Origin of the sequence: Qipengyuania benthica (genome assembly GCF_030717865.1) — a bacterium.
In the GTDB taxonomy this organism is placed as follows: domain Bacteria; phylum Pseudomonadota; class Alphaproteobacteria; order Sphingomonadales; family Sphingomonadaceae; genus Qipengyuania; species Qipengyuania benthica.
Genome location: NZ_JAVAIL010000001.1, coordinates 1 through 19,001, shown reverse-complemented (window position 1 = coordinate 19,001; position 19,001 = coordinate 1). Strand labels below are relative to the sequence as shown.

The 19,001-nt window shown below is 60.7% G+C and carries 18 protein-coding genes; 12 read left to right on the top strand and 6 right to left on the bottom strand.

What is annotated here, in order from left to right; genetic code table 11:
- Positions 1-9 precede the first annotated feature (9 nt).
- The 7 genes from Q9K01_RS00090 (at position 10) to wecC (ending at position 7,023) form a co-directional block, all read left to right on the top strand.
- Complete coding sequence (locus tag Q9K01_RS00090; RefSeq protein WP_305928184.1) at positions 10-1,251, top strand: murein hydrolase activator EnvC family protein; 1,242 nt, start codon at positions 10-12, stop codon at positions 1,249-1,251.
- A 122-nt stretch (positions 1,252-1,373) separates the two neighbouring features.
- The gene (locus tag Q9K01_RS00085) at positions 1,374-2,711 is read left to right on the top strand and encodes a S41 family peptidase (protein WP_305928183.1); all 1,338 of its coding nucleotides are present in this window, start codon (positions 1,374-1,376) and stop codon (positions 2,709-2,711) included.
- An 18-nt stretch (positions 2,712-2,729) separates the two neighbouring features.
- Positions 2,730-3,215 (top strand): disulfide bond formation protein B, encoded by a 486-nt coding sequence (locus tag Q9K01_RS00080; RefSeq protein ID WP_305928182.1) that lies wholly within the window; start codon positions 2,730-2,732, stop codon positions 3,213-3,215.
- The gene (locus Q9K01_RS00075) at positions 3,202-3,723 is read left to right on the top strand and encodes a demethoxyubiquinone hydroxylase family protein (RefSeq protein WP_305928181.1); all 522 of its coding nucleotides are present in this window, start codon (positions 3,202-3,204) and stop codon (positions 3,721-3,723) included. The genes Q9K01_RS00080 and Q9K01_RS00075 overlap by 14 nt, the downstream gene beginning before the upstream one ends.
- A gap of 94 nt (positions 3,724-3,817) precedes the next feature.
- The gene (locus Q9K01_RS00070) at positions 3,818-4,492 is read left to right on the top strand and encodes a hypothetical protein (protein WP_305928180.1); all 675 of its coding nucleotides are present in this window, start codon (positions 3,818-3,820) and stop codon (positions 4,490-4,492) included.
- A gap of 60 nt (positions 4,493-4,552) precedes the next feature.
- Positions 4,553-5,704, top strand: a complete 1,152-nt coding sequence (wecB, locus tag Q9K01_RS00065) for a non-hydrolyzing UDP-N-acetylglucosamine 2-epimerase (RefSeq protein WP_305928179.1) — start codon at positions 4,553-4,555, stop codon at positions 5,702-5,704.
- A 53-nt stretch (positions 5,705-5,757) separates the two neighbouring features.
- Complete coding sequence (wecC, locus tag Q9K01_RS00060; RefSeq protein ID WP_305928178.1) at positions 5,758-7,023, top strand: UDP-N-acetyl-D-mannosamine dehydrogenase; 1,266 nt, start codon at positions 5,758-5,760, stop codon at positions 7,021-7,023.
- A gap of 27 nt (positions 7,024-7,050) precedes the next feature.
- Here wecC and Q9K01_RS00055 read toward each other — a convergent pair whose 3' ends face one another.
- The 6 genes from Q9K01_RS00055 to Q9K01_RS00030 all read right to left on the bottom strand — a co-directional run bounded on the left by Q9K01_RS00055 (position 7,051) and on the right by Q9K01_RS00030 (position 14,389).
- Positions 7,051-8,049, bottom strand: coding sequence for an NAD-dependent epimerase/dehydratase family protein (locus tag Q9K01_RS00055; protein WP_305929133.1), 999 nt, complete (start codon positions 8,047-8,049; stop codon positions 7,051-7,053).
- 1,093 nt (positions 8,050-9,142) lie between these two features.
- Positions 9,143-9,946, bottom strand: a complete 804-nt coding sequence (locus Q9K01_RS00050; protein ID WP_305928177.1) for a class I mannose-6-phosphate isomerase — start codon at positions 9,944-9,946, stop codon at positions 9,143-9,145.
- Positions 9,943-10,974 (bottom strand): mannose-1-phosphate guanylyltransferase, encoded by a 1,032-nt coding sequence (locus Q9K01_RS00045; RefSeq protein WP_305928176.1) that lies wholly within the window; start codon positions 10,972-10,974, stop codon positions 9,943-9,945. Before Q9K01_RS00045 ends, Q9K01_RS00050 begins: the two co-directional genes overlap by 4 nt.
- 187 nt (positions 10,975-11,161) lie before the next feature.
- Positions 11,162-12,484: a UDP-glucose dehydrogenase family protein gene (locus Q9K01_RS00040; protein ID WP_305928175.1), complete on the bottom strand. Its 1,323-nt coding sequence runs from the start codon at positions 12,482-12,484 to the stop codon at positions 11,162-11,164.
- Between the two features lie 112 nt (positions 12,485-12,596).
- Positions 12,597-13,598, bottom strand: coding sequence for a UDP-glucuronic acid decarboxylase family protein (locus tag Q9K01_RS00035; protein WP_305928174.1), 1,002 nt, complete (start codon positions 13,596-13,598; stop codon positions 12,597-12,599).
- Positions 13,599-14,230: 632 nt separating this feature from the next.
- On the bottom strand, positions 14,231-14,389 hold the full coding sequence (locus Q9K01_RS00030; RefSeq protein WP_305928173.1) for a hypothetical protein: 159 nt from the start codon (positions 14,387-14,389) through the stop codon (positions 14,231-14,233).
- Between the two features lie 167 nt (positions 14,390-14,556).
- Here Q9K01_RS00030 and Q9K01_RS00025 point away from each other — a divergent pair, with 167 nt between their 5' ends.
- The 5 genes from Q9K01_RS00025 to Q9K01_RS00005 form a co-directional block, all read left to right on the top strand.
- Complete coding sequence (locus tag Q9K01_RS00025; protein ID WP_305928172.1) at positions 14,557-15,270, top strand: metallophosphoesterase family protein; 714 nt, start codon at positions 14,557-14,559, stop codon at positions 15,268-15,270.
- Positions 15,263-16,243, top strand: coding sequence for an ATP-grasp domain-containing protein (locus tag Q9K01_RS00020; protein ID WP_305928171.1), 981 nt, complete (start codon positions 15,263-15,265; stop codon positions 16,241-16,243). The genes Q9K01_RS00025 and Q9K01_RS00020 overlap by 8 nt, the downstream gene beginning before the upstream one ends.
- A gap of 5 nt (positions 16,244-16,248) precedes the next feature.
- The gene (locus Q9K01_RS00015) at positions 16,249-17,172 is read left to right on the top strand and encodes an NAD-dependent epimerase/dehydratase family protein (protein WP_305928170.1); all 924 of its coding nucleotides are present in this window, start codon (positions 16,249-16,251) and stop codon (positions 17,170-17,172) included.
- 87 nt (positions 17,173-17,259) lie between these two features.
- Entirely contained in the window at positions 17,260-18,018 is a 759-nt protein-coding gene (locus Q9K01_RS00010) for a glycosyltransferase family 2 protein (protein ID WP_305928169.1), read from the top strand.
- A gap of 195 nt (positions 18,019-18,213) precedes the next feature.
- Positions 18,214-19,001, top strand: a 788-nt coding sequence (locus Q9K01_RS00005; protein WP_305928168.1) for an IS110 family RNA-guided transposase, incomplete at its 3' end; no start/stop codon positions are given.

Here is a 19,001-nt window from a genome sequence, read left to right as displayed (position 1 = left end):
GACGACGTCATGACGCGCTTGCTTGCCGCCGGCCTGCTGGGCCTTCTTGCGCTTGGCTTCTGGGTGGGGTCGGGTGCGCCAGGCCGCGCGCAATCCGCGGCGCGCTTCGAGGATGCCTCGCAGGCGAGGACGGCGCTCGCGCTGGCGCGCCAGCAGGCGCTTCGCGCCCGGACCCGTGCCGAGCGCTTCGACCGCGAGGCCGCGAGCTCCACGCAGGCCTCGCAGAAGGCGCAGGCCGAGGCTGCCGCGCTGGCGGCGCGGATCCAGCAGGTCGAGGCGGCGATCGGCGTAGCCGAGGCGCAGCTCGTACTGGTGAAGAGCGAGCGCCGTCAGCTCGATATCCGGCTGGCCGAGCGCCGCGAGCCCATTGTCCAGCTGACCGGCGCGTTGCAGACGCTGGTCCGGAGGCCGCTCTCGCTCAGCCTGTTTGCGCCCGGTTCCTTGCGGGACACGGTCTATCTCGGCGCCGTGCTCGACAGCACCGTGCCGCTGGTGCGAGAGACCACCGCCGATCTGCGCGCCGAGCTCGACCGCGCCGCCGTCCTGCAGAGACAGGCGCGCGACGCGGTCGCCGCCCGCCGCGCCAGCGAGACGCAGCTGGCGCAGCGGCGAACCGAGCTGATCGCCATGGCGCAGCGCGAGCGGATCGATGCGCGCCGCGCCGCCGGGGCGGCGGACCGCGAAGACCTGCGCGCGCTTGCGCTGGGCGAACGCGCGCGGGACATCGACGGCCTGATCGAGGGATTGGAGCAGATCGGCGAACTGCGCGCGCGACTGGCGGCGCTGCCGGGGCCGGTCCCGCGCCCCACGGATCCTTCGGCCGATCCTGCCGCAACCCCCGCCGACGTCGCTGCGGCGCCATCGCCATCGCCATCCTCGACCGCGCCGCCGCCTCGTTACCGGCTTCCTGTCGATGGCCGGCTGGTGGCCGCTTTCGGATCTCGCGACGACAGCAGCATCCGGCGCGACGGGCTGCAGCTTCTGCCCCGCAGCGGCGCACAGGTCGTGGCGCCGGGCGGGGGCCGGATCGTGTTCGCGGGTCCTTATCGCGGTTATGGCACTATCGTCATCATCGAGCATGCCAACGGCTGGACCAGTCTGGTCACCGGCCTGTCCGAACTGGCCGCCCGGGTGGGCCAGAACGTCGTCGCCGGTTCGCCGCTCGGGATGGCACAGTTGCGCGACCCGGCGGTGACGCTGGAGCTTCGTCGCGAGGGCGAACCGGTCAATCCGCTCGAATTCATCGCCTGAGAGGGCTGTAGCGGTTGTGCATCCGCGCGGCTGCAGATCTGGAAAAGCCGGCCGTCGATCCTCAGCTAGCGTTCAGCGAGCGCAGGCGATAGAACGGCGCAAGACATGATTGGACATCTGCCATGAAATTCGCCGAACTTGCCCGCGGTGCAGCACTGGTTACCGCCGTTGCCCTGATCCCCGCCACCACCGCCGGGCTGGCGCAGGTGGACGGGCGCGCCGGACCCGAATTCGCGAGCCTGTTCGCCACCTACCAGCGGATCAAGGCTAGCTATGTCGAGCCGGTCGAGGACGATGTCCTGATCCGCGGCGCGATCGACGGTATGCTGGCCGCGCTCGACCCGCATTCCGCCTATCTCGACGGCTCGGACCTTCAGCGGCTCGAGACGCTGATCGACGGCAATTATTCGGGGCTCGGTCTCTCGGTCGTGCTCGAGGACGGCGCGGTCAAGGTGATCTCTCCCTTCCGCGGTAGCCCCGCCGAACAGGCCGGGATGAAGGCGGGCGACTACATCACCCATCTCGACGGCGAGCTGATCTACGGTGGCGATCTCGACGAGGCGGTGGCGCGGATGCGCGGTCCCGCCGGCAGCGCGATCCGCCTGACCATCTTCCGTCCCGGCCGCGACGAGCCCTTCGACGTCAGCGTCACGCGCGGCGTGATCGAGCTCGAGCCGGTCACCCACGAGCTCATGCCGGGCAATATCGGGCACATCATGGTCAACGAATTCTCGCGCGATGTCGGCAGCGATGTGCTGGCGTCGTGGGACGCGCTCCAGGAGGAAGCCACCGGGCGGCTCGGCGGACTGGTGCTCGACATGCGTTCCAATCCGGGCGGTTCGCTCGACGAGGCGGTGGCGCTGGCCGATCTGTTCCTCGATGATGGTCGCATCGTCTCGCAGCGCGGTCGTGCGCGCGGCGAAAGCGTGGTTTACGATGCCGAGACCGTGTTCCGCGGCGATATCGCCCAAGGCGTGCCGATCGTCGTGCTGATCGACGCCGGCTCCGCTTCGGCCTCCGAGATCGTCGCCGGTGCGCTGCAGGATCATCGTCGGGCGGTAATCATGGGCGATCGCAGCTTCGGCAAGGGCAGCGTCCAGTCGCTGCTGCCGCTGGGCCGCGATGCGGCATTGAAGCTCACCACCGCGCGCTACTACACCCCCTCGGGTCATTCGGTGCAGGAAGGCGGTATCAAGCCCGATATCGCGGTCCCGCAATTGTCCGATCCCGACCTCGCCAAGCGATCGCGTTTCACCATGCGCGAATCGGATTTGCGCGGGCATCTTATCAATGAATTGAAACTCGAGGATTCGGCGCTCGAGACCGACAGGCAGGCCGACCCCCGCTTCCAGAAGACCGCCGAGGAACTCAAGGACGAGGGGATCGAGGACTTCCAGCTCCACTACGCTTTGGAAACGCTGCGCCGCACCGCGCCCAAATCGGTGGCGGTGCGTCGTTAGCAGCGCTATCGAGGCTCGATGACCGTTTCGCCATCCTTCCGCCTCGCGCGGCAACTGGCCTTGGGGATTCCCGCCCTCCTGCTCGGGGGCGCCTACATCTCCGAATACGGCTTTGGCCTGCATCCTTGCGAAATGTGCTGGTGGCAACGCTGGCCGCACTTCGCCGCGATCGCGCTGGCGCTGCTGTCGTTCCGTCTGCCCCGCCGCGAACTGTGGGTTGCGCTCGCCGCGGTGGCGATCCTGATCTCGGGCGCGATCGGCGGGTTTCATGCCGGGGTCGAATACGGCTGGTGGGATGGGCTGACCGGTTGCGCCACCATCGTCCCGCAAGACGGGGTGAGCGCTCTGGATTCGATCATGAATGCTCCGATGATCCGCTGCGACGAGGCACCCTGGAGCCTGCTGGGCATTTCGCTTGCGGGATGGAACTTTCTCGTCTCGACCGCCGCGGCCCTCGCCATCCTCATCCTGCTTTCCCGGAGCACGACCCATGCCCAAGCCTGACATTCACCGCATGATCCGCGTCGATCAGGCGGGCGAGTTCGGCGCAACCCGGATTTACGCCGGTCAGTTGGCGGTGATGGGCGACCGCGGGCCGCATTCGGCGGAGATCGCCGGCATGGCCGAACAGGAAGCGCAGCACCGGGCGAAATTCGATGCCCTGATGGCGCGCCGCGGGGTCCGTCCGACCGCGCTCCAGCCCTTCTGGTCGGTCGCCGGCTATGCGTTGGGTGCGGCGACCGCGCTGCTCGGCCCCGAAGCGGCGATGGCCTGCACCGCCGCGGTCGAGGAGGAGATCGACCGCCACTATTCGGAGCAGCTCGACGCGCTCGACGAGGATGGCGACGATCCCGAGCTGGCGGAGATGATCGAGCAATTCCGCGAGGACGAACGCGAGCATCGCGACGCCGCGATCGCCGCCGGAGCCGAAAACGCACCCGCCTATCCGCTGCTTTCCGGGCTGATCCGGCTGGGGTGCCGCACGGCGATCAGAGTTTCGGAGAGGATCTGAACGCATCCGAGCCAGGAACGCCGGGCGTTCCGGCGCGCTTCAGACCCTATTCACCCCGTCTCGCCCTTTATGACGGGCGCTTGAGAGGATTACGATGACCAGACGCCCGCTTGCCGCCCTGATGCTCGCCACCGCCGCCTGTTTCGCGAGCCCGCTCGCTGCGCAGGATACCGGCGGCGACAAGGTCAACATGGTCATCGTCTATGGCGATGACGCGGTGCCCGAGCCCGTCGGCGACGAGATCGTGGTGGTCGCCCGGCTGCCCGAGGCGGATCGTTACCGCATCCCAGAATCGCTGCGCTTCAGCGACAATCCGGCCAACACCAGCTGGACCGAGCGGGTCGAGCGGCTCGATATCGTCGGCGATTTCGGCATTCTCTCCTGCAGCCCCGTGGGTCTCGGCGGCTCCACCGGCTGCACCCAGGAAATGATCGCCGCGGCCTATGCCGATCGCGAAAACGCCTCCTCGGTCCGCTTCGGACAGCTGATCGAGGCCGCGCGCGCCGAACGTCTGGCGCAGATCGACGAACTTGCCGCCGAGGAGCAGGAGCGCGTCGAGGAGATCGAGCGGGAATATCTCCGACGGCTCGAATACCAGCGCGACGCCGAACTGCCCGCGACCGCCGTCGATGCCTCGGCCCCGCCGCTCATCGACCAGGCCGACCGTATCCCGCCGAGCGAGCCCTCCAAGGACACGCCGTTCGATGACGACAGCGAAATCGTGCAGCCGCTGGGGGCGCAGGTGCCCGCGAGCGATCCGGGGACCTGATCCAAGCCCCTGCTGATGCGGGACTGACACCCGCCTCCGAACTGCGCTAGAGCGGGGCGGATGACCCAGCCGCGCAAGATTCTGACCGTGTTCGGGACGCGTCCCGAAGCCATCAAACTGTTCCCGCTGATCCATGCGCTGGAGGCGGACTCCCGCTTCGTCTCGCGGGTCTGCGTTTCGGCGCAACACCGCGGCATGCTCGACCAGGTGCTCGCAATTACCGGGATCGCGCCGCATCACGATCTCGACGTGATGACGCCGGGCCAGACACTCGACACGCTGACCGCGCGCGCTTTGACCGGGATCGGCGAGGTGGTCGATCGCGAACGACCTGACTGGGTCGTGGTCCAGGGCGACACCACCACGGTGATGGCGGGGGCGCTCGCGGCCTATTATCGCCAGATCCCCGTCTGCCATGTCGAGGCGGGGCTGCGCAGCGGCGATATCCACCACCCCTGGCCCGAGGAGGTCAACCGCAAGGTGGTCGGCAGTTTCGCCGCGCTGCATTGCGCGCCCACCGAAACCGCGGCGGCGGCGTTGCGGCGCGAGAATGTCGCCGCCGATGCGATTCATGTCACCGGCAACACGGTGATCGATGCGCTGCAATGGGTCACCGCCAGGATCGCTGCGCAGCCCGAACTGGCCGCCGGCCTCGCCCCGCTCGAGCAGCGCTTCGCGGGCAAGCGTATCATCGGCATGACCAGCCACCGCCGCGAGAATTTCGGCGACGGCATGCGCGGGATCGCCGAAGCCGTGCGGCGGATCGCGCGGCGCGAGGATGTCGCGGTGATCTTCCCGGTCCATCTCAACCCCAATGTCCGGGCGGTGATGGAGACCGCGCTCACCGGGCTCGACAACGTCGCGCTGATCGAACCGCTCGACTATCCCCATTTCGCCCGCCTGCTCGACATCTCCACGCTGATGTTGACCGACAGCGGCGGAGTGCAGGAAGAGGCGCCTGCGCTGGGCAAGCCGGTGCTGGTGATGCGCGAAACCACCGAACGGCCCGAGGGCGTCGCCGCGGGGACCGCGAAGCTGGTCGGGACCAACGCCGATACCATCGTTGCCGAGACCGAGCGTCTGCTCGACGATCCTCACGCCTATGCGGCCATGGCCCGCGCGCACAATCCCTTCGGCGATGGGCACTCGGCTTTGCGTATCTGCGATCTGCTCGCGGAGCAATCCGTGCCGGTCGAGCGCGCGTTACTGTAAAATTTACCGACAGGCGCTAGGGCTCGCTGAAACACTTCAGGGGTATCCAATTCATGCGCGGTGACATCAAGCCCGGCGTCTGCGTCATCGGTCTCGGTTATATCGGCCTCCCCACCGCGGCGATCATCGCCCGCTCGGGCTGTCCGGTCCATGGCCTGGACGTCTCGGAAAGCGTCATCGACACGATCAACCGGGGCGAGATTCATATCGAGGAAGTCGATCTCGACGGGCTCGTCCAGGCGGCGGTGCAGCGCGGTCTGCTCAAAGCCTCGACGCGGATCGCGCCCGCCGATGTCTTCGTCATCGCCGTACCGACACCGTTCGCCCAGGATGGCAATCATACCCCCGACACCAGCTTCGTCATGGCTGCCGCAGCCGACATCGCAGGGGTCCTCAAGAAGGGCGACACCGTGATCCTGGAATCGACCTGTCCGGTCGGCACCACCGAGGCGCTGCGTGATCTGATCGCCAAGGACCGCTCCGATCTGGCGCTGCCCGGCCTGTGCGAGGGTACCCCCGACGTCTCGATCGCCTATTGCCCGGAGCGCGTGCTGCCGGGCCGGATTCTCGAGGAACTGACTCACAACGACCGCTCGATCGGTGGGATCACCCCGCGCTGCGCGCGCAAGGCGCTGGCCTTCTACAAGCGTTTCGTGAAGGGCGCATGCGTCACCACCGACGTCCGTTCCGCGGAGATGACCAAGCTGGTCGAAAATGCCTTCCGCGACGTCAATATCGCCTTCGCCAACGAGTTGTCGATGATCGCCGACCGGCAAGGGCTCGATGTTTGGGAGGTGATCCGCCTCGCCAATCGCCATCCGCGGGTCAACATCCTCACCCCGGGACCGGGCGTCGGCGGGCATTGCATCGCGGTCGACCCCTGGTTTATCGTCCATGGAGCACCCGAAGACGCCAACCTCATCCGCCGGGCCCGCCAGACCAACGACGCCAAGATGGCGCATGTGCTCGCCCGTGCGAAAGCGCTGATTGCGGCGCATCCCGATCAGCGGGTCGCCTGCCTCGGGCTCGCCTTCAAGGCGAATATCGACGATTTCCGCGAAAGCCCCGCGCGCTTCATTGCCGCCGGGCTGGCGCGCGAGTTCGGCGAGCGGGTGCATGTGGTCGAGCCCTATGCCGGCGACCTGCCGCCCGAATTCGACGGCACCGGAGCGCTGCTTGTCGATCTCGACACCGCTCTCGAGGATTGCGGCATCATCGTCGTGCTGGTCGATCACGACATCTTCAAGGTCGTCCCGCCCGAGGAACGCCAGGGTGCTCTGATCTATGACACAAGGGGCATCTGGCCCGACGTCGCCTGAGCTGCGTCCTGAATTGCAGCGCGGCGTTCAGACGCCGTGATAATCGCGATACCAGCGCACGAATTGCGGCACGCCTTGCTCGATCGAGGTGGTCGGCTCGTAGCCATGATCGTTCCGGATCGCTTCGATATCGGCATAGGTCTTTTCGACATCGCCCGGCTGCATCGGCAGCAGCACGCGCTCCGCCTTGCGCCCGCACGCCTCCTCGATCAGCGCGATTACCCTGAGCAGATGCTCCGAGCGATTGTTGCCGATATTGTAGAGCGCGTGCGGCTTGGTGCTGCCCCCCGCCTTGGCTGCGCCGTCATCCGCAGGCGGCGAATCCAGACAGGCCAGCACGCCCGCGAAGATATCGTCGATATAGGTGAAGTCGCGATACATCGCGCCATGGTTGAAGACCTTGATCGGTCGCCCCTCGAGAATCGCGCTGGTGAACAGCCAGGGTGCCATGTCGGGGCGGCCCCAGGGTCCGTATACCGTGAAGAAGCGCAGTCCGGTCAGCGGGATACGGTAGAGATGCGCATAGGTCTCGCTCATCAGCTCGTCGGCGCGCTTGGTCGCGGCGTAGAGCGAGACGGGATGATCCACGCGATCCTCGACCGAGAAAGGCAGCTTCGCATTGCCGCCATAGACCGAGGAAGAGCTGGCATAGACCATGTGCTCGATCTGGCGGTGACGCGCCACTTCGAGCAGCGCGAGATGCCCGGTGATGTTGGAATGAGCGTAGGCGTGGGGATTCTCGAGCGAATAGCGCACACCGGGCTGCGCACCCAGATGGACGATCCGGGCAAATTCCTCGCCCTCCAGCGCTTGCGCCAGCGCCACAGGGTCGGCGAAATCCACGGCGCGAAACGCAAAGGCTCCTTCCCCCGCGGTGCGCGCCCGCTCGAGCCGCGCCCGCTTGAGCGCAAGGGAATAATAGTCGCTGAAATTATCGACCCCGAGCACCGCGTCGCCGCGCGCCATCAGCGCCATCGAGACCGCGTTGCCGATAAATCCGGCCGCTCCGGTGACAAGAACCCGTATTGCTAATCTCCGCCTCAGCTGATTGGTCGAGCTCGGTAGTCTAAATGCCGACAAGCGGGCTTGAGGTCGAGCGGCAAGTGATGGTTTGGTGGTAGCTTTCCATCGATGCAATCGACCGGCACCATCGGTTGGTCCTCCAGGTTCCGCCGCCATGGTAAGGCGTGAGCGAGGAGAACCGAGCGCTGATGCGCCAAGCATCCCATAAACAAGTCGTTGTTTGCGCTACCGCTTAGCTACTTGAGCGCGTTATATGGTGTTATCGCGCGAGGTGCTCCATAAAAGTCCTATTTACCGTTACTTAGACAGAACGTGCAGGTCAGTCCGGCCTACGAAATGAGGCGCACCACCCGCTTTTGAAGCTCGGTCGAAACAGGGGCATAACGGACACTAACAGGTGAAGAGCAGGGTCTCGTCTCGCCTGCTGTCCAGGCCTCATTGGCTGAACTGGAAAAAAATGCGCGACGCCCCTTGCGCCCGCCGAAGTCTTCCGGCTTGTTAGTACCGATGCCGCAAAAAGGTCCGAACGCTCAGTCAGTCTTCGGACTCTCGGGCGGAACCGGTCTTCTGGCTGTCTAAAGAGCAAAGTTGACGGTGGCAGCCGATCGTATCGGCACCTTCGCGCGCAGTGATCCAAACCCGGTTCGAATCGCTTGCGAAGAAATGAGCATCGCGGCCGCGCAACCCGAAACAGCCGCGTCATTGCCGCCTCCCGTCGGCGCATCGATGGGTGCGTCTGGTTCACTCCTCTCTCAAGGCAAGGAATCACAGCCGGGCGCCAAAGCGAGGGCTTGTTGCGGGCGTCCAATTTGCGCTGCCAAGTATGGATCAGCCCGGTGAGATACCAAACCGCTCGGTCAGTTGAGCGCCTTGATCTGCTCGGCCGGAATGCTCTGGAGGAAGCTGTCGGCCATTGCTTCCCCGGGGGCGAGCGTGTCGGCGCACCCGGAGTGCGACAGCATGCAGCCATCCCGCCGATATTGCGCAGCTGCTCATCGTCAAATCTTTCGATTTCAAGCGAGTAGCTGGTCAGGTTTTTAAGTTCCGGACCGGCTGATCGAGTGCGAATTGAGCGCGTAGCAGGAAAGTCGGGCGCTCAGGCCGATTGCGCGATCAGCACCTTAGAGCCGTCCTCTATTGCGACTAGGCCCAGGCTGTCCGCCAACGCGCATTGCCCTGCTGCCACCATCTCACCGGCTACATGAGCCAAACCAACCTGAGGGATGACAAGGAGCGGGCCAGCGTAGCGTGCGTAAACATTGTCTCCAATCTTACCATCAAGCCTGTCGAGCCGGAACAGCGGCCCGTCGACCAATACCTCATGTCCATTCTCAGGCACACGGCGGCGCAGGTGTCGGTCGTGCAGTTTCCCGGCGGCAATCGCTACTGCTTTGTCCAAATGCAATTCACGCGGACGCCCGTAATCATAAAGGCGGTAGGTAATATCGGAATTTTGCTGCACCTCGATCAGCGAAACCCCCGCGCCGATCGCGTGCACGGTGTTCGCCGGAATATAGACGAAATCGCCCGCTGCTACCGAATGCCAAGCCAAGAGGTGCTCAATCGAACCATCTTTTGCCGCATCGCGCATCGCGTCCGCACTAATCTCTTGGGTAAATCCAATGCCGAGCTTTGCGCCTGGCTCAGCCTCAAGGATTAACCAGCACTCCTCCTTGCCTTGGCGATCAAGGCCATCGGCGAGAGTCTGTGCATCGGATGGATGGACCTGCACCGAAAGCGCTTGGCTCGTGAAGATGTATTTAACCAGCAATTGGTCAGCGGCTGGCAGCGGTTCAAACCAGATTTCACCGATCCGCTCGCCACCGCCTTGCCCTTCAAAAGGTACGGGAAGAGCATCGACCCCCCAAGGTTTGGCAACCTTTCTTGTTTCAAGGATCACTGGTTCTTTGCTCCTGCAAGCTGACCGACCTTCTGCGCACCGGCATGGGAGGTGACGAGCACTTCGTCGCCATCCACCACTACAATCACATCCTCCATTCCGACCACAGAAACGCGAGGTCCATCGCTATCGGTCATAACATCGCGGCAGTTCACCAACTCGGCGGGACCACGCGTGACATTGCCGTCAAGCCCTCCGCCACGCGCTTCTTGTAGCGAGGGCCAGTTGCCGATGTCGGACCAGCCCATGGAAACAGGCACAACAGCGGCATCCTCCGCCTCTTCCATCACCGCGTAATCAATCGAATCTCCAACAATCGCGGCGAATGCGTTGCCATCGGGATGGAAGCACTCTTCATCCACATGGCCATGCGCCACGGCAATCTGGACCGCTTGTGCCATAGCGGGTCGGGTGCGGCTCAACTCTTTGAGATAGCGTCCGGCGGTAAAGCAGAAGATGCCGCCATTCCAAAAGTAGCCACCATCAGCTAGATATTTCTCAGCCCGGGCACGGTCGGGTTTTTCGACGAATTGCGCGATGCGACGGGCGTCGCCGGCGAGCGGTTCACCTCGACGAATATAGCCAAAGCCGGTTTCGGCTCGGGTCGCCTCGATACCGAAAGCGACCAGCCAACCTTCTCGTGCGAGTTTCGCTGCGGTAGTAGCAGCAGCGGCAAAGGCTTTTGTATCGGCGATGTGGTGATCGCTGGGGCAAATCAGCATGATCTGATCATGTGGCAGACGGGCAGCCGCGAGTGCGATAGCGGGCGCAGTGTTCCTAGCCGCTGGTTCGACTATAATCGATAGATTTCGTCCCTCGCCCTGGGCGCGGACGTGACCCAAATGCGCGGCGCCTGTGACAATGGTTGCGCTGGAGAAATCTCCACCAGAGCACCGATCTAGGGTCGCTTCGAAAAGAGAGCCCTCGCCGATTAGTGGCAGAAAAGGCTTGGGCTTACTTGCGCGGCTTCGCGGCCAAAGCCGCGTTCCGCTTCCGCCACATAAGATTACAGGGACAATCTGGGGCACAGGCAACTCTCATGCAGATTTAGCGAAATTATGGGAGCCATCAGTATAGAACCCGGGCTCCAGTTGATAAGCCACATGCAGTCAAATTTGCGACATACATTCTTGCCGTCATTCGCCCATCCTCCCGCGCGAACACCAGCTAGCCCTGTTCGGCAAGCAAGACCGCGGCTTCGATAATCCAAGGGGGTTAAGCCCGTCCGACGCTGATATAGGTAAAGCCAGCTTCACGCACGGTCTGCGGCGAGTAGATATTCCGCAAATCGACGATCACCGGCGTGCGAGCCAAGCCTTTGATTCGGCTAAGATCCAGTGCGCGAAAAGCATCCCACTCAGTGACCAAGACAACGGCATCGGCGCCATCTATCGCGGCATAGGGATCATAAGCCATCTCAACCTCAAGCATCAACGGACGGGCCAATTTCATACCTTCGGGGTCGTATGCGACCACTCTTACTCCGGCATCGCTCAAGGTCTGTGCCACCGCGATGGCCGGCGAATCGCGCATGTCGTCGGTGTTGGGTTTGAAGGTGAGGCCAAGCAAGGCGACCTTTTTGCCGCGCGCCGCTTCGGTCCCGCCTAGCGCATCAACAACCTTGCGACCCATACTGCGCTTGCGGGTTTCGTTCACCTTCACCACTGCCTCGACGATACGAGAGGGGCTGCCAGCATCTTCCGCCGTTTTCAGCAATGCCAGGGTGTCCTTAGGAAAGCACGAGCCGCCATAGCCCGGACCAGCATGAAGGAATTTGGGGCCAATGCGGCCATCGCTGCCGATGCCGCGCGACACATCCTGCACATCTGCGCCGACCTTTTCGCACAGGTCGGCCATTTCATTGATGAAGGTGATCTTGGTCGCCAGAAACGCGTTAGCGGCATATTTGATCAGTTCCGCACTGCGGCGGCTGGTGAATAGAATGGGCGATTGGTTGAGGAACAGTGGGCGATAAACTTCGTGCATAACGTCGCGCCCGAACTCGTCTTCCGTTCCGATAACGATACGGTCCGGCCGCTTGAAATCGCCAATCGCCGCGCCTTCGCGTAAAAATTCTGGGTTGGAGACGACGGCGACACGGTGGCCACGTTCGCTTGATGCGCCGCTATCGGAGATAATTCGCTCTACGGCATCGCCCGTGCCAACCGGAACCGTGGACTTGGTGACAACGACCGTGTCGTTGGCAAGATTAGCTCCAATTTCCTCGGCAACAGCGTAGACAAAGGACAGATCGGCATGACCATCGCCGCGGCGGCTGGGTGTACCGACGGCGATAAAAATGGCGTGAGCGCCCGCGATACCATCGGCAAGACTGGCGGTGAAGGATAGGCGGCCTGCTTCGACATTGCTCTGCATCAGGGCAGCCAGGCCGGGCTCGTAGATCGGCATTACGCCTTCATTGAGGCTATCGATCTTCGCCTGATCCTTGTCGATGCAAATCACCTCATGGCCAAAATCGGCAAAACACGCCCCCGAGACCAGGCCGACATAGCCCGATCCTACCATCGCGATTTTCATTTACGCGAACTCCTGCTTTCGTTTGTGAGTGAGTTATGTGTGCCCGCACTGCCTGGCCAAGCTAATACTATCGGACTTTCTTGAGGCAGCACTGAATGGACAGGCAGAGAGGTCAGTTGCGGATTTCGGGTGGGAATGACGCCACTTTGCGGTCAGGAAGTTCACTCAGAAATTCATCGAAATAGGCAATTGTGTGCTTCAAGCCTTCACGCAATTGCACCCGCGGTTCCCACCCCAGCTTCTCGCGCGCTATGGCAATGTCGGGTTGGCGCTGTTTGGGATCGTCTTGCGGAAGCGGCCGTTCCTCAATAGGCGATTTGGAACCAGTGAGTTCGATGATGGCATTGGCCAGCCCGCGCATCGTAAATTCGTTCGGATTGCCCAAGTTGACAGGGCCGGGAAGCTCTTCGCCCGTATCCATCATACGCAAAAAACCTTCGACCAGATCATCGACGTAGCAAAAAGAGCGCGTCTGAGATCCGTCACCATATAGCGTTATGGGCTCCCCTTTGAGCGCCTGAATGACGAAATTGGAGACCACTCGTCCGTCGCCTGGATGCATGCGCGGACCGTAAGTGTTGAAAATCCGCACCACTTTGATGTCGAGGCCATGCTGCCGGTGATAGTCGAAAAACAGCGTCTCGGCGCAACGCTTGCCTTCATCGTAACAAGCGCGCGGTCCGATCGGATTGACATTGCCCCAGTAGGTCTCTGGCTGCGGATGAACCGAAGGATCCCCGTAAACTTCTGAGGTAGACGCTTGGAAAATCCTCACCTTCAAACGCTTGGCAAGACCAAGCATATTGATCGCGCCAATCACGCTGGTTTTGGTCGTTTGAACGGGGTCAAATTGGTAATGGATAGGGCTTGCCGGACAGGCGAGGTTGTAAATTTCGTCCACCTCAACAAAGAGCGGGAAAGTGATGTCATGCCGCATGAATTCAAACCGCGGATTGCTGGCAAGATGGTCAATATTGCTCTTGTCGCCAGTAAACAAATTGTCGACGCATAGCACCTCGTCACCGCGTTCGATGAGCCGGTCGATGAGGTGCGATCCAAGGAACCCAGCGCCGCCAGTGACCAGTACGCGCTTCCTAGTGCTATATGACCTCACTCAAAATTCTCCCTGCGATTAAAAGTCGTGCTCTAGCGAGATTCACTGTGGATGCCGGTTGCCTAATTTTTGCTCAGAAAAAACATTTGCGGCACAAGCGATATCTTTGGATATTTTTAGCCCGTTTCGGTTCTTTGGTGGCTCGCCCTAGGAACCGGTTTTGCAAACGACCCTTTGGTATCGGGGCCCTCTATCCGCAGGTTCTGACGGTGTCGACACCAGAAAGGAGACTTGAGCGCCTCCATCAACCCAATCGCTTGAGGGGTTCTGGCTGATCAAGGGTTATCGGTTGCCACGCCGGCGTTTGAAAACTGACTGGCCCCTTTTTGCACCGCTTCTCAGCGGGTTTCCTGCTTTTTTGGGCTTACCTATCCTGACTCCGTCTAGCTTTTGGGGAAGACAAGGTGGTTCCTATTGGCGGCCAGTTTGGATTGCGTGCTCTTGGTGTCGGCGCTCTACAAGTCGGCGGTTTGGATGAGCTGCCCGAACTTGTCCTTGCTCCAGCACGAGGACAAAATCGACGCGGGTGCGGATCTAGGAATTGGCGGGCTTTCGCCTCGGCAGTCCGCTCCGCCATTGGCTTGTCTTTGGGTTTCTTGCAACGGGTGCGGCCGACCCCCTTGATGCTTGAACTAGGCCTCATTGGTTTGGCCGCGAAAGTCGGTGTCGAACCATCCGCAAGAGGCTTTCATGCGATGTTCGACAACTACGCCGCGCACAAAAACGACATCAAGGGAGATGGCTTCCCATTGACGAGACATGTCGAAAGTACGAGGGCTGCGACGCAGCATGAACGTTGCAAGGGCGGTGCGGCCCGGACCTTGTGTCAGCTGGCGATCACCTATGTTGGTATGGCTTCGCTGGAGCCGAGAAGACGGACCGCTTCTCTTCTACGCCTCGCGGCCCACCCGTTATGAGGCAGGCGACACTTTCACGGTGTGAGACAATGAAAATAGCAGTGATGGGCGACATCCACTCCGCGGCGAAACCTTTTAGGCAGGCGTTGCAAGCAGCGAGAACGGCGGGATGCGACCAGATCATTATCCTTGGTGACCTTCTGACCTACGGACCCGAGCCGCGCGAAGTGCTCGATCTTGCGGCTGATGCCTGCGCTAAGGATGGGGCTATATTGTTATGCGGCAACCACGACCAACTTTACATTGATCTGCAGCAAAACGAGGCTGCTTCAATGGTTAGCTTGCCTGACTGGATACGGGAATCGGCAGAGTGGACGCTGGCACGCATTGAGGATCTCGATATGAAATCGTCTCTGCCTTGGCGCGACGAATGGATCGAGGGTGAGGTCCTATTTTCCCACGCCAATCCATTCGGCCGAGGAAACTGGACATATTTGCGCGAACCGGCGGATTTTCGCACAGCCCTATCGGTGCTAGCTGAGCGCGGCCTTCGACACGGAATTTTTGGGCACACCCATCGGTGCCGGCGACACGAACTCGACGGCAGGAGTGCCGCTACTATCGGCGCCATCGGTCAACCAAGGGATGAAAATTCACGCCGCGGAGCTTGGACATCCCTGACAATGCAAGAAGATCAGATATCATTGGACGAGCGAGAAATTTGTCGAGACTGGTCATGGTACGTGGAGGCTATCTTGAAAACGAATCTTTCCGACGAAACAAAATCCCGAATTTGTGGATTCTTCCATGACTAAGATTCTAGTTACTGGGGCCGGCGCCCTTCTCGGGCAAGGAATCATTCGTGCTCTGCAAAGATCAGGATTGAATCCTTACTTGATCAGCGTTGATCCGTCGCCTCTTTCGGCAGGGTTGTACTGGACAGACGAATATCATCTGGTCCCAAAGGCAGACGCGCCTGAGTACCTCGACCGGTTCTCTGAGGTGCTTCATCGCTGTAAACCTGACTTGGTTCTCGTGGGCACCGACGTAGAGCTTCTTCCGCTCGCAGAAAACAGGGCGCGCCTTGAACAGGAATGCGGAACCACTATCCTCGTCAGCGATCCCGAAGTGGTGCATATCGCAGACGATAAGTACAAGACGTTCCTCTTTTTCCGGGACGCAGGATTCGATGCCCCGGAATCGGCAATACCAGAAAATTCAGATGACCTTGAAGAACTTATTCAATCGGTTGGATTTCCGTTAATCGTAAAGCCACGCGTTGGCGCTCGCTCGTTTGGTGTCTCGACCGTATTAGACCGCTTAAGTCTTGATAAAGCTCTGAAGGGGAGGGCGGGTTTGGTCGTGCAGAAGGCGATCGGTTCAAGCGAGGATGAATATACTTCAAGCGTAGTCGCTTTTGGAGGAAAGGCGCTTGCGTCTATAGTCATGCGCCGAGACTTGCGCGACGGCAATACCTATCGGGCTTTTAGCGGAGAGTATCCTAACCTGAACCGGGCTATACGTACTTGGGGTGAAGCACTAGGTCCCTTTGGCCCCGCGAACTTTCAGTTCAGAATAGACGCCGATGGAAAACCAAAAGTCTTTGAAATCAATGCGCGCTTTTCAGGCGCGACTCCACTGCGAGCCATGGTAGGATTTAATGAGGTTGAAATGTGTGTTCGCCATTTACTCTTTGAAGAAGATATCCATCAGCCTTCCGTAGCGCAACGAACGATACTTCGGCACTGGAGCGAGACTTTGGTACCATCTCGCGAAATTTCGGAGTAAATTGAATGATTCGCAAAAAAGGTCTTCTCGCGATATCGGGTGCTGACGGTTTCATTGGAGGCGCCTTTAAGAGGCGCGCCCTCGAGAGCGGTTATGACATAAGAATTCTAAGCCGAGTGCCAGATGATTCAACCTCAGGGTTTGAAACTCGATTTTTCGACCTTCTTGATCCGTCCTCCCTTGGGCCCGAGCTATTGGATGGGTGTAATGCAGTCGCGCATTTCGCAAGCTATATCCCCAAGGATCAGGGGGATTTGAGCGAGGCGCAGAGCTGCTGGCAGGCCAATGCTCTCGGGACGATGTATCTGTTGCGGGCAGCCGAAGCCGCCGGGGTCAAAAATTTTATCCAGTCGGGAGCAGGAAACGCGTATTCGCCGCAACTAGAGGCCGCCACCGAGTCACACCAAATGATGCCCACACGGGCACCCTATTATCTTTCTTCTAAAATTGTTCAAGAAGTGTTCGCTAATAGCTGGGCCAAGAGCTCTAAGATGCGGATCGTAACTCTTAAACCAAGCTCTGTGTATGGACCCGGTCAACGGCAAGGCCCTTTTACGAGAATGGCTCTCGCCCTGTTGGAAGGGAAAAAGATTTCTGTTCAGCACGGAGGCAGCTTCGTCGCGGACTTCGTGCATGTCGACGACGTGGTCGAGGCTGCATTTCAGGTTTGGGACAAAGATTGGAAGGGTGCTATCAACGTCGGCAGCGGTACACGCACTACCATTCTTCAGGCTGTTAGACTTTTGGTTGAAGAAACCGGAGCCGATTGGGAGCGAGATGTCGACTTAGAGCCGGCGCCCGAAAAGCCTGATGTCGGTTTCCCAGGTCTTGACGTGACATCTCTGCGATCGCTGGGGATTCATCCGCGGCCAGTTGCTGTAGGAATAGCCGATTTGGTCAATTCTTTGCGCGGCGAGACGCAGCGTTAGGCAAGCGACAAACGCCCCCAGGAACGCTAACGCTGCATAGGGTCAGCACCCGCATCATCGTGCGACCCATCCTGATGGAAGATACCAATGAGCGACCGACTTGTCTCGATCATCACGCCCGCCTATCGCGCCGAAAGAGTTATCACCGAAACGATTCAGTCAGTTCAAGCGCAAACGTATTCCAATTGGGAAATGCTCATCTGCGAAGACTGCGGTCCAGACCAAACTCGTGATGTTGTACGCGAGCTTGCTCGCAAAGACGATCGTATAATACTCATAGGAGCTCCCCATAACGGTGGCCCGGCAGAAGCGCGCAATCAAGCCTTGTCCGTTGCGAAAGGGCGGTGGCTTGCCTTTCTCGACAGTGACGACGTGTGGCTGCCAGACAAACTTGAAAGTCAGCTGGCGTTCCACGGTGCGCATCCAGAAGCGGTGATCAGCTTCACCGGGTTCCGCCGAATTAGCGCTGACGGATCAAAAACGGGCGCTTATATCTCCGTTCCTCCAAAAATGGGTTATCGGAAGCTGCTCGGCAACACCGCAATCGCCACGTCTACGGTGATCGTCGACAGTGAAATCTCCGGGTCATTCCGCATGAAGAAGACCTATTACGATGATTTCGCGTGTTGGCTCGAACTCCTTAAAGATGGCGGCGTCGCAGTCGGGCTCGACAAAGATCTGATGCGTTATCGGGTCATGAGCGCCTCAGTCAGTCGCGATAAAAAGAAGAGCGCGAGTGAGGTCTGGAAGGCCTTTCGCCAAGTCGAAGGACTGAATCCTGCGCTATCTGCTTGGTACTTTGCACAGTATGCTGTGCGCGCGTGGCTCAAGTACCGGCGCTTCTAACCGCTCTGGTTTGGCCGCACATGCTCTCCTGGCGGGTCGCGTACTGTCGCATCCCGGGGCCGCTTGGGAAGGCTACCAGCGATACACACGCGACCGATATGGGTCGGCTTGTGACGTGATGTCGTGGACGGCTCTCGCACCAGCCCAAGTATGGCAAGGTGCAGTCGTTGTAGGTCCACGTCTAGGAGTCGTTCCATGGAGAAAGAGGTTGTCACCGTCGGATTGGATCTGGCGAAGAACGTATTTCAGATACATGCAATTGGGAGTGGCGGTGAAGTGCTTGTCCGGCGCAAGCTGCGGCGGGCTGAGGTGATCGGCTTTTTCACCGATTTGCCGGCGTGCCTGGTCGGCATGGAAGCCTGCGCATCGGCGCATCACTGGGGGCGCGAGCTTATGGCTCTGGGCCATGAGGTGCGTTTGATGCCACCAGCTTACGTCAAACCATACGTGAAGCGCGGGAAGACCGATGCGGCGGATGCCGAGGCGATCTGCGAGGCGGTGACCCGACCAACGATGCGCTTCGTTGCTGTGAAGACGGTCGAGCAGCAAGCGGTGTTGATGCTCCATAAAAGCCGAGATCTTCTGGTCCGGCAACGAACGATGTTGATCAACGCACTGCGAGGGCACCTTGCTGAATACGGGATCGTCACTCCCGTGGGCGCCGGAGGGGTTACCGCATCGTTGAAGGCGCTCCACGACGAGCAAAGCAGACTGCCGGTTCATGCCAGATCAGCGCTTCACGGCATCGCCGCACAGCTGAGAGCGCTTTCCAGCGAGATCGATCGGCTGGAGACACAGATCCTCGAATGGCACCGCAATGACGAGACGAGCCGCCGTCTCGCGACGATCCCAGGCATTGGCCCGATTACCGCATCAGCCATTGCAGCTGCTGTGCCAGATGCGTCTTTGTTCCGATCGGGACGACAGTTTGCAGCGTGGCTTGGGCTCACACCACGACCGCACAGCTCCGGTGGTAAGGAGCG

Excerpts from the sequence above, each read along its gene's own strand:
- Q9K01_RS00080 (WP_305928182.1), top strand. The coding sequence starts at position 2,730 with ATGACCGTTTCGCCATCCTTCCGCCTCGCGCGGCAACTGGCCTTGGGG.
- Q9K01_RS00070 (WP_305928180.1), top strand. The coding sequence starts at position 3,818 with ATGACCAGACGCCCGCTTGCCGCCCTGATGCTCGCCACCGCCGCCTGT.
- wecB (WP_305928179.1), top strand. The coding sequence starts at position 4,553 with ATGACCCAGCCGCGCAAGATTCTGACCGTGTTCGGGACGCGTCCCGAA.
- Q9K01_RS00040 (WP_305928175.1), bottom strand. The coding sequence starts at position 12,484 with ATGAAAATCGCGATGGTAGGATCGGGCTATGTCGGCCTGGTCTCGGGG.
- Q9K01_RS00015 (WP_305928170.1), top strand. The coding sequence starts at position 16,249 with ATGATTCGCAAAAAAGGTCTTCTCGCGATATCGGGTGCTGACGGTTTC.
- Q9K01_RS00030 (WP_305928173.1), bottom strand. The coding sequence starts at position 14,389 with ATGCTGCGTCGCAGCCCTCGTACTTTCGACATGTCTCGTCAATGGGAA.
- Q9K01_RS00085 (WP_305928183.1), top strand. The coding sequence starts at position 1,374 with ATGAAATTCGCCGAACTTGCCCGCGGTGCAGCACTGGTTACCGCCGTT.
- Q9K01_RS00090 (WP_305928184.1), top strand. The coding sequence starts at position 10 with ATGACGCGCTTGCTTGCCGCCGGCCTGCTGGGCCTTCTTGCGCTTGGC.
- Q9K01_RS00020 (WP_305928171.1), top strand. The coding sequence starts at position 15,263 with ATGACTAAGATTCTAGTTACTGGGGCCGGCGCCCTTCTCGGGCAAGGA.
- Q9K01_RS00075 (WP_305928181.1), top strand. The coding sequence starts at position 3,202 with ATGCCCAAGCCTGACATTCACCGCATGATCCGCGTCGATCAGGCGGGC.
- wecC (WP_305928178.1), top strand. The coding sequence starts at position 5,758 with ATGCGCGGTGACATCAAGCCCGGCGTCTGCGTCATCGGTCTCGGTTAT.
- Q9K01_RS00010 (WP_305928169.1), top strand. The coding sequence starts at position 17,260 with ATGAGCGACCGACTTGTCTCGATCATCACGCCCGCCTATCGCGCCGAA.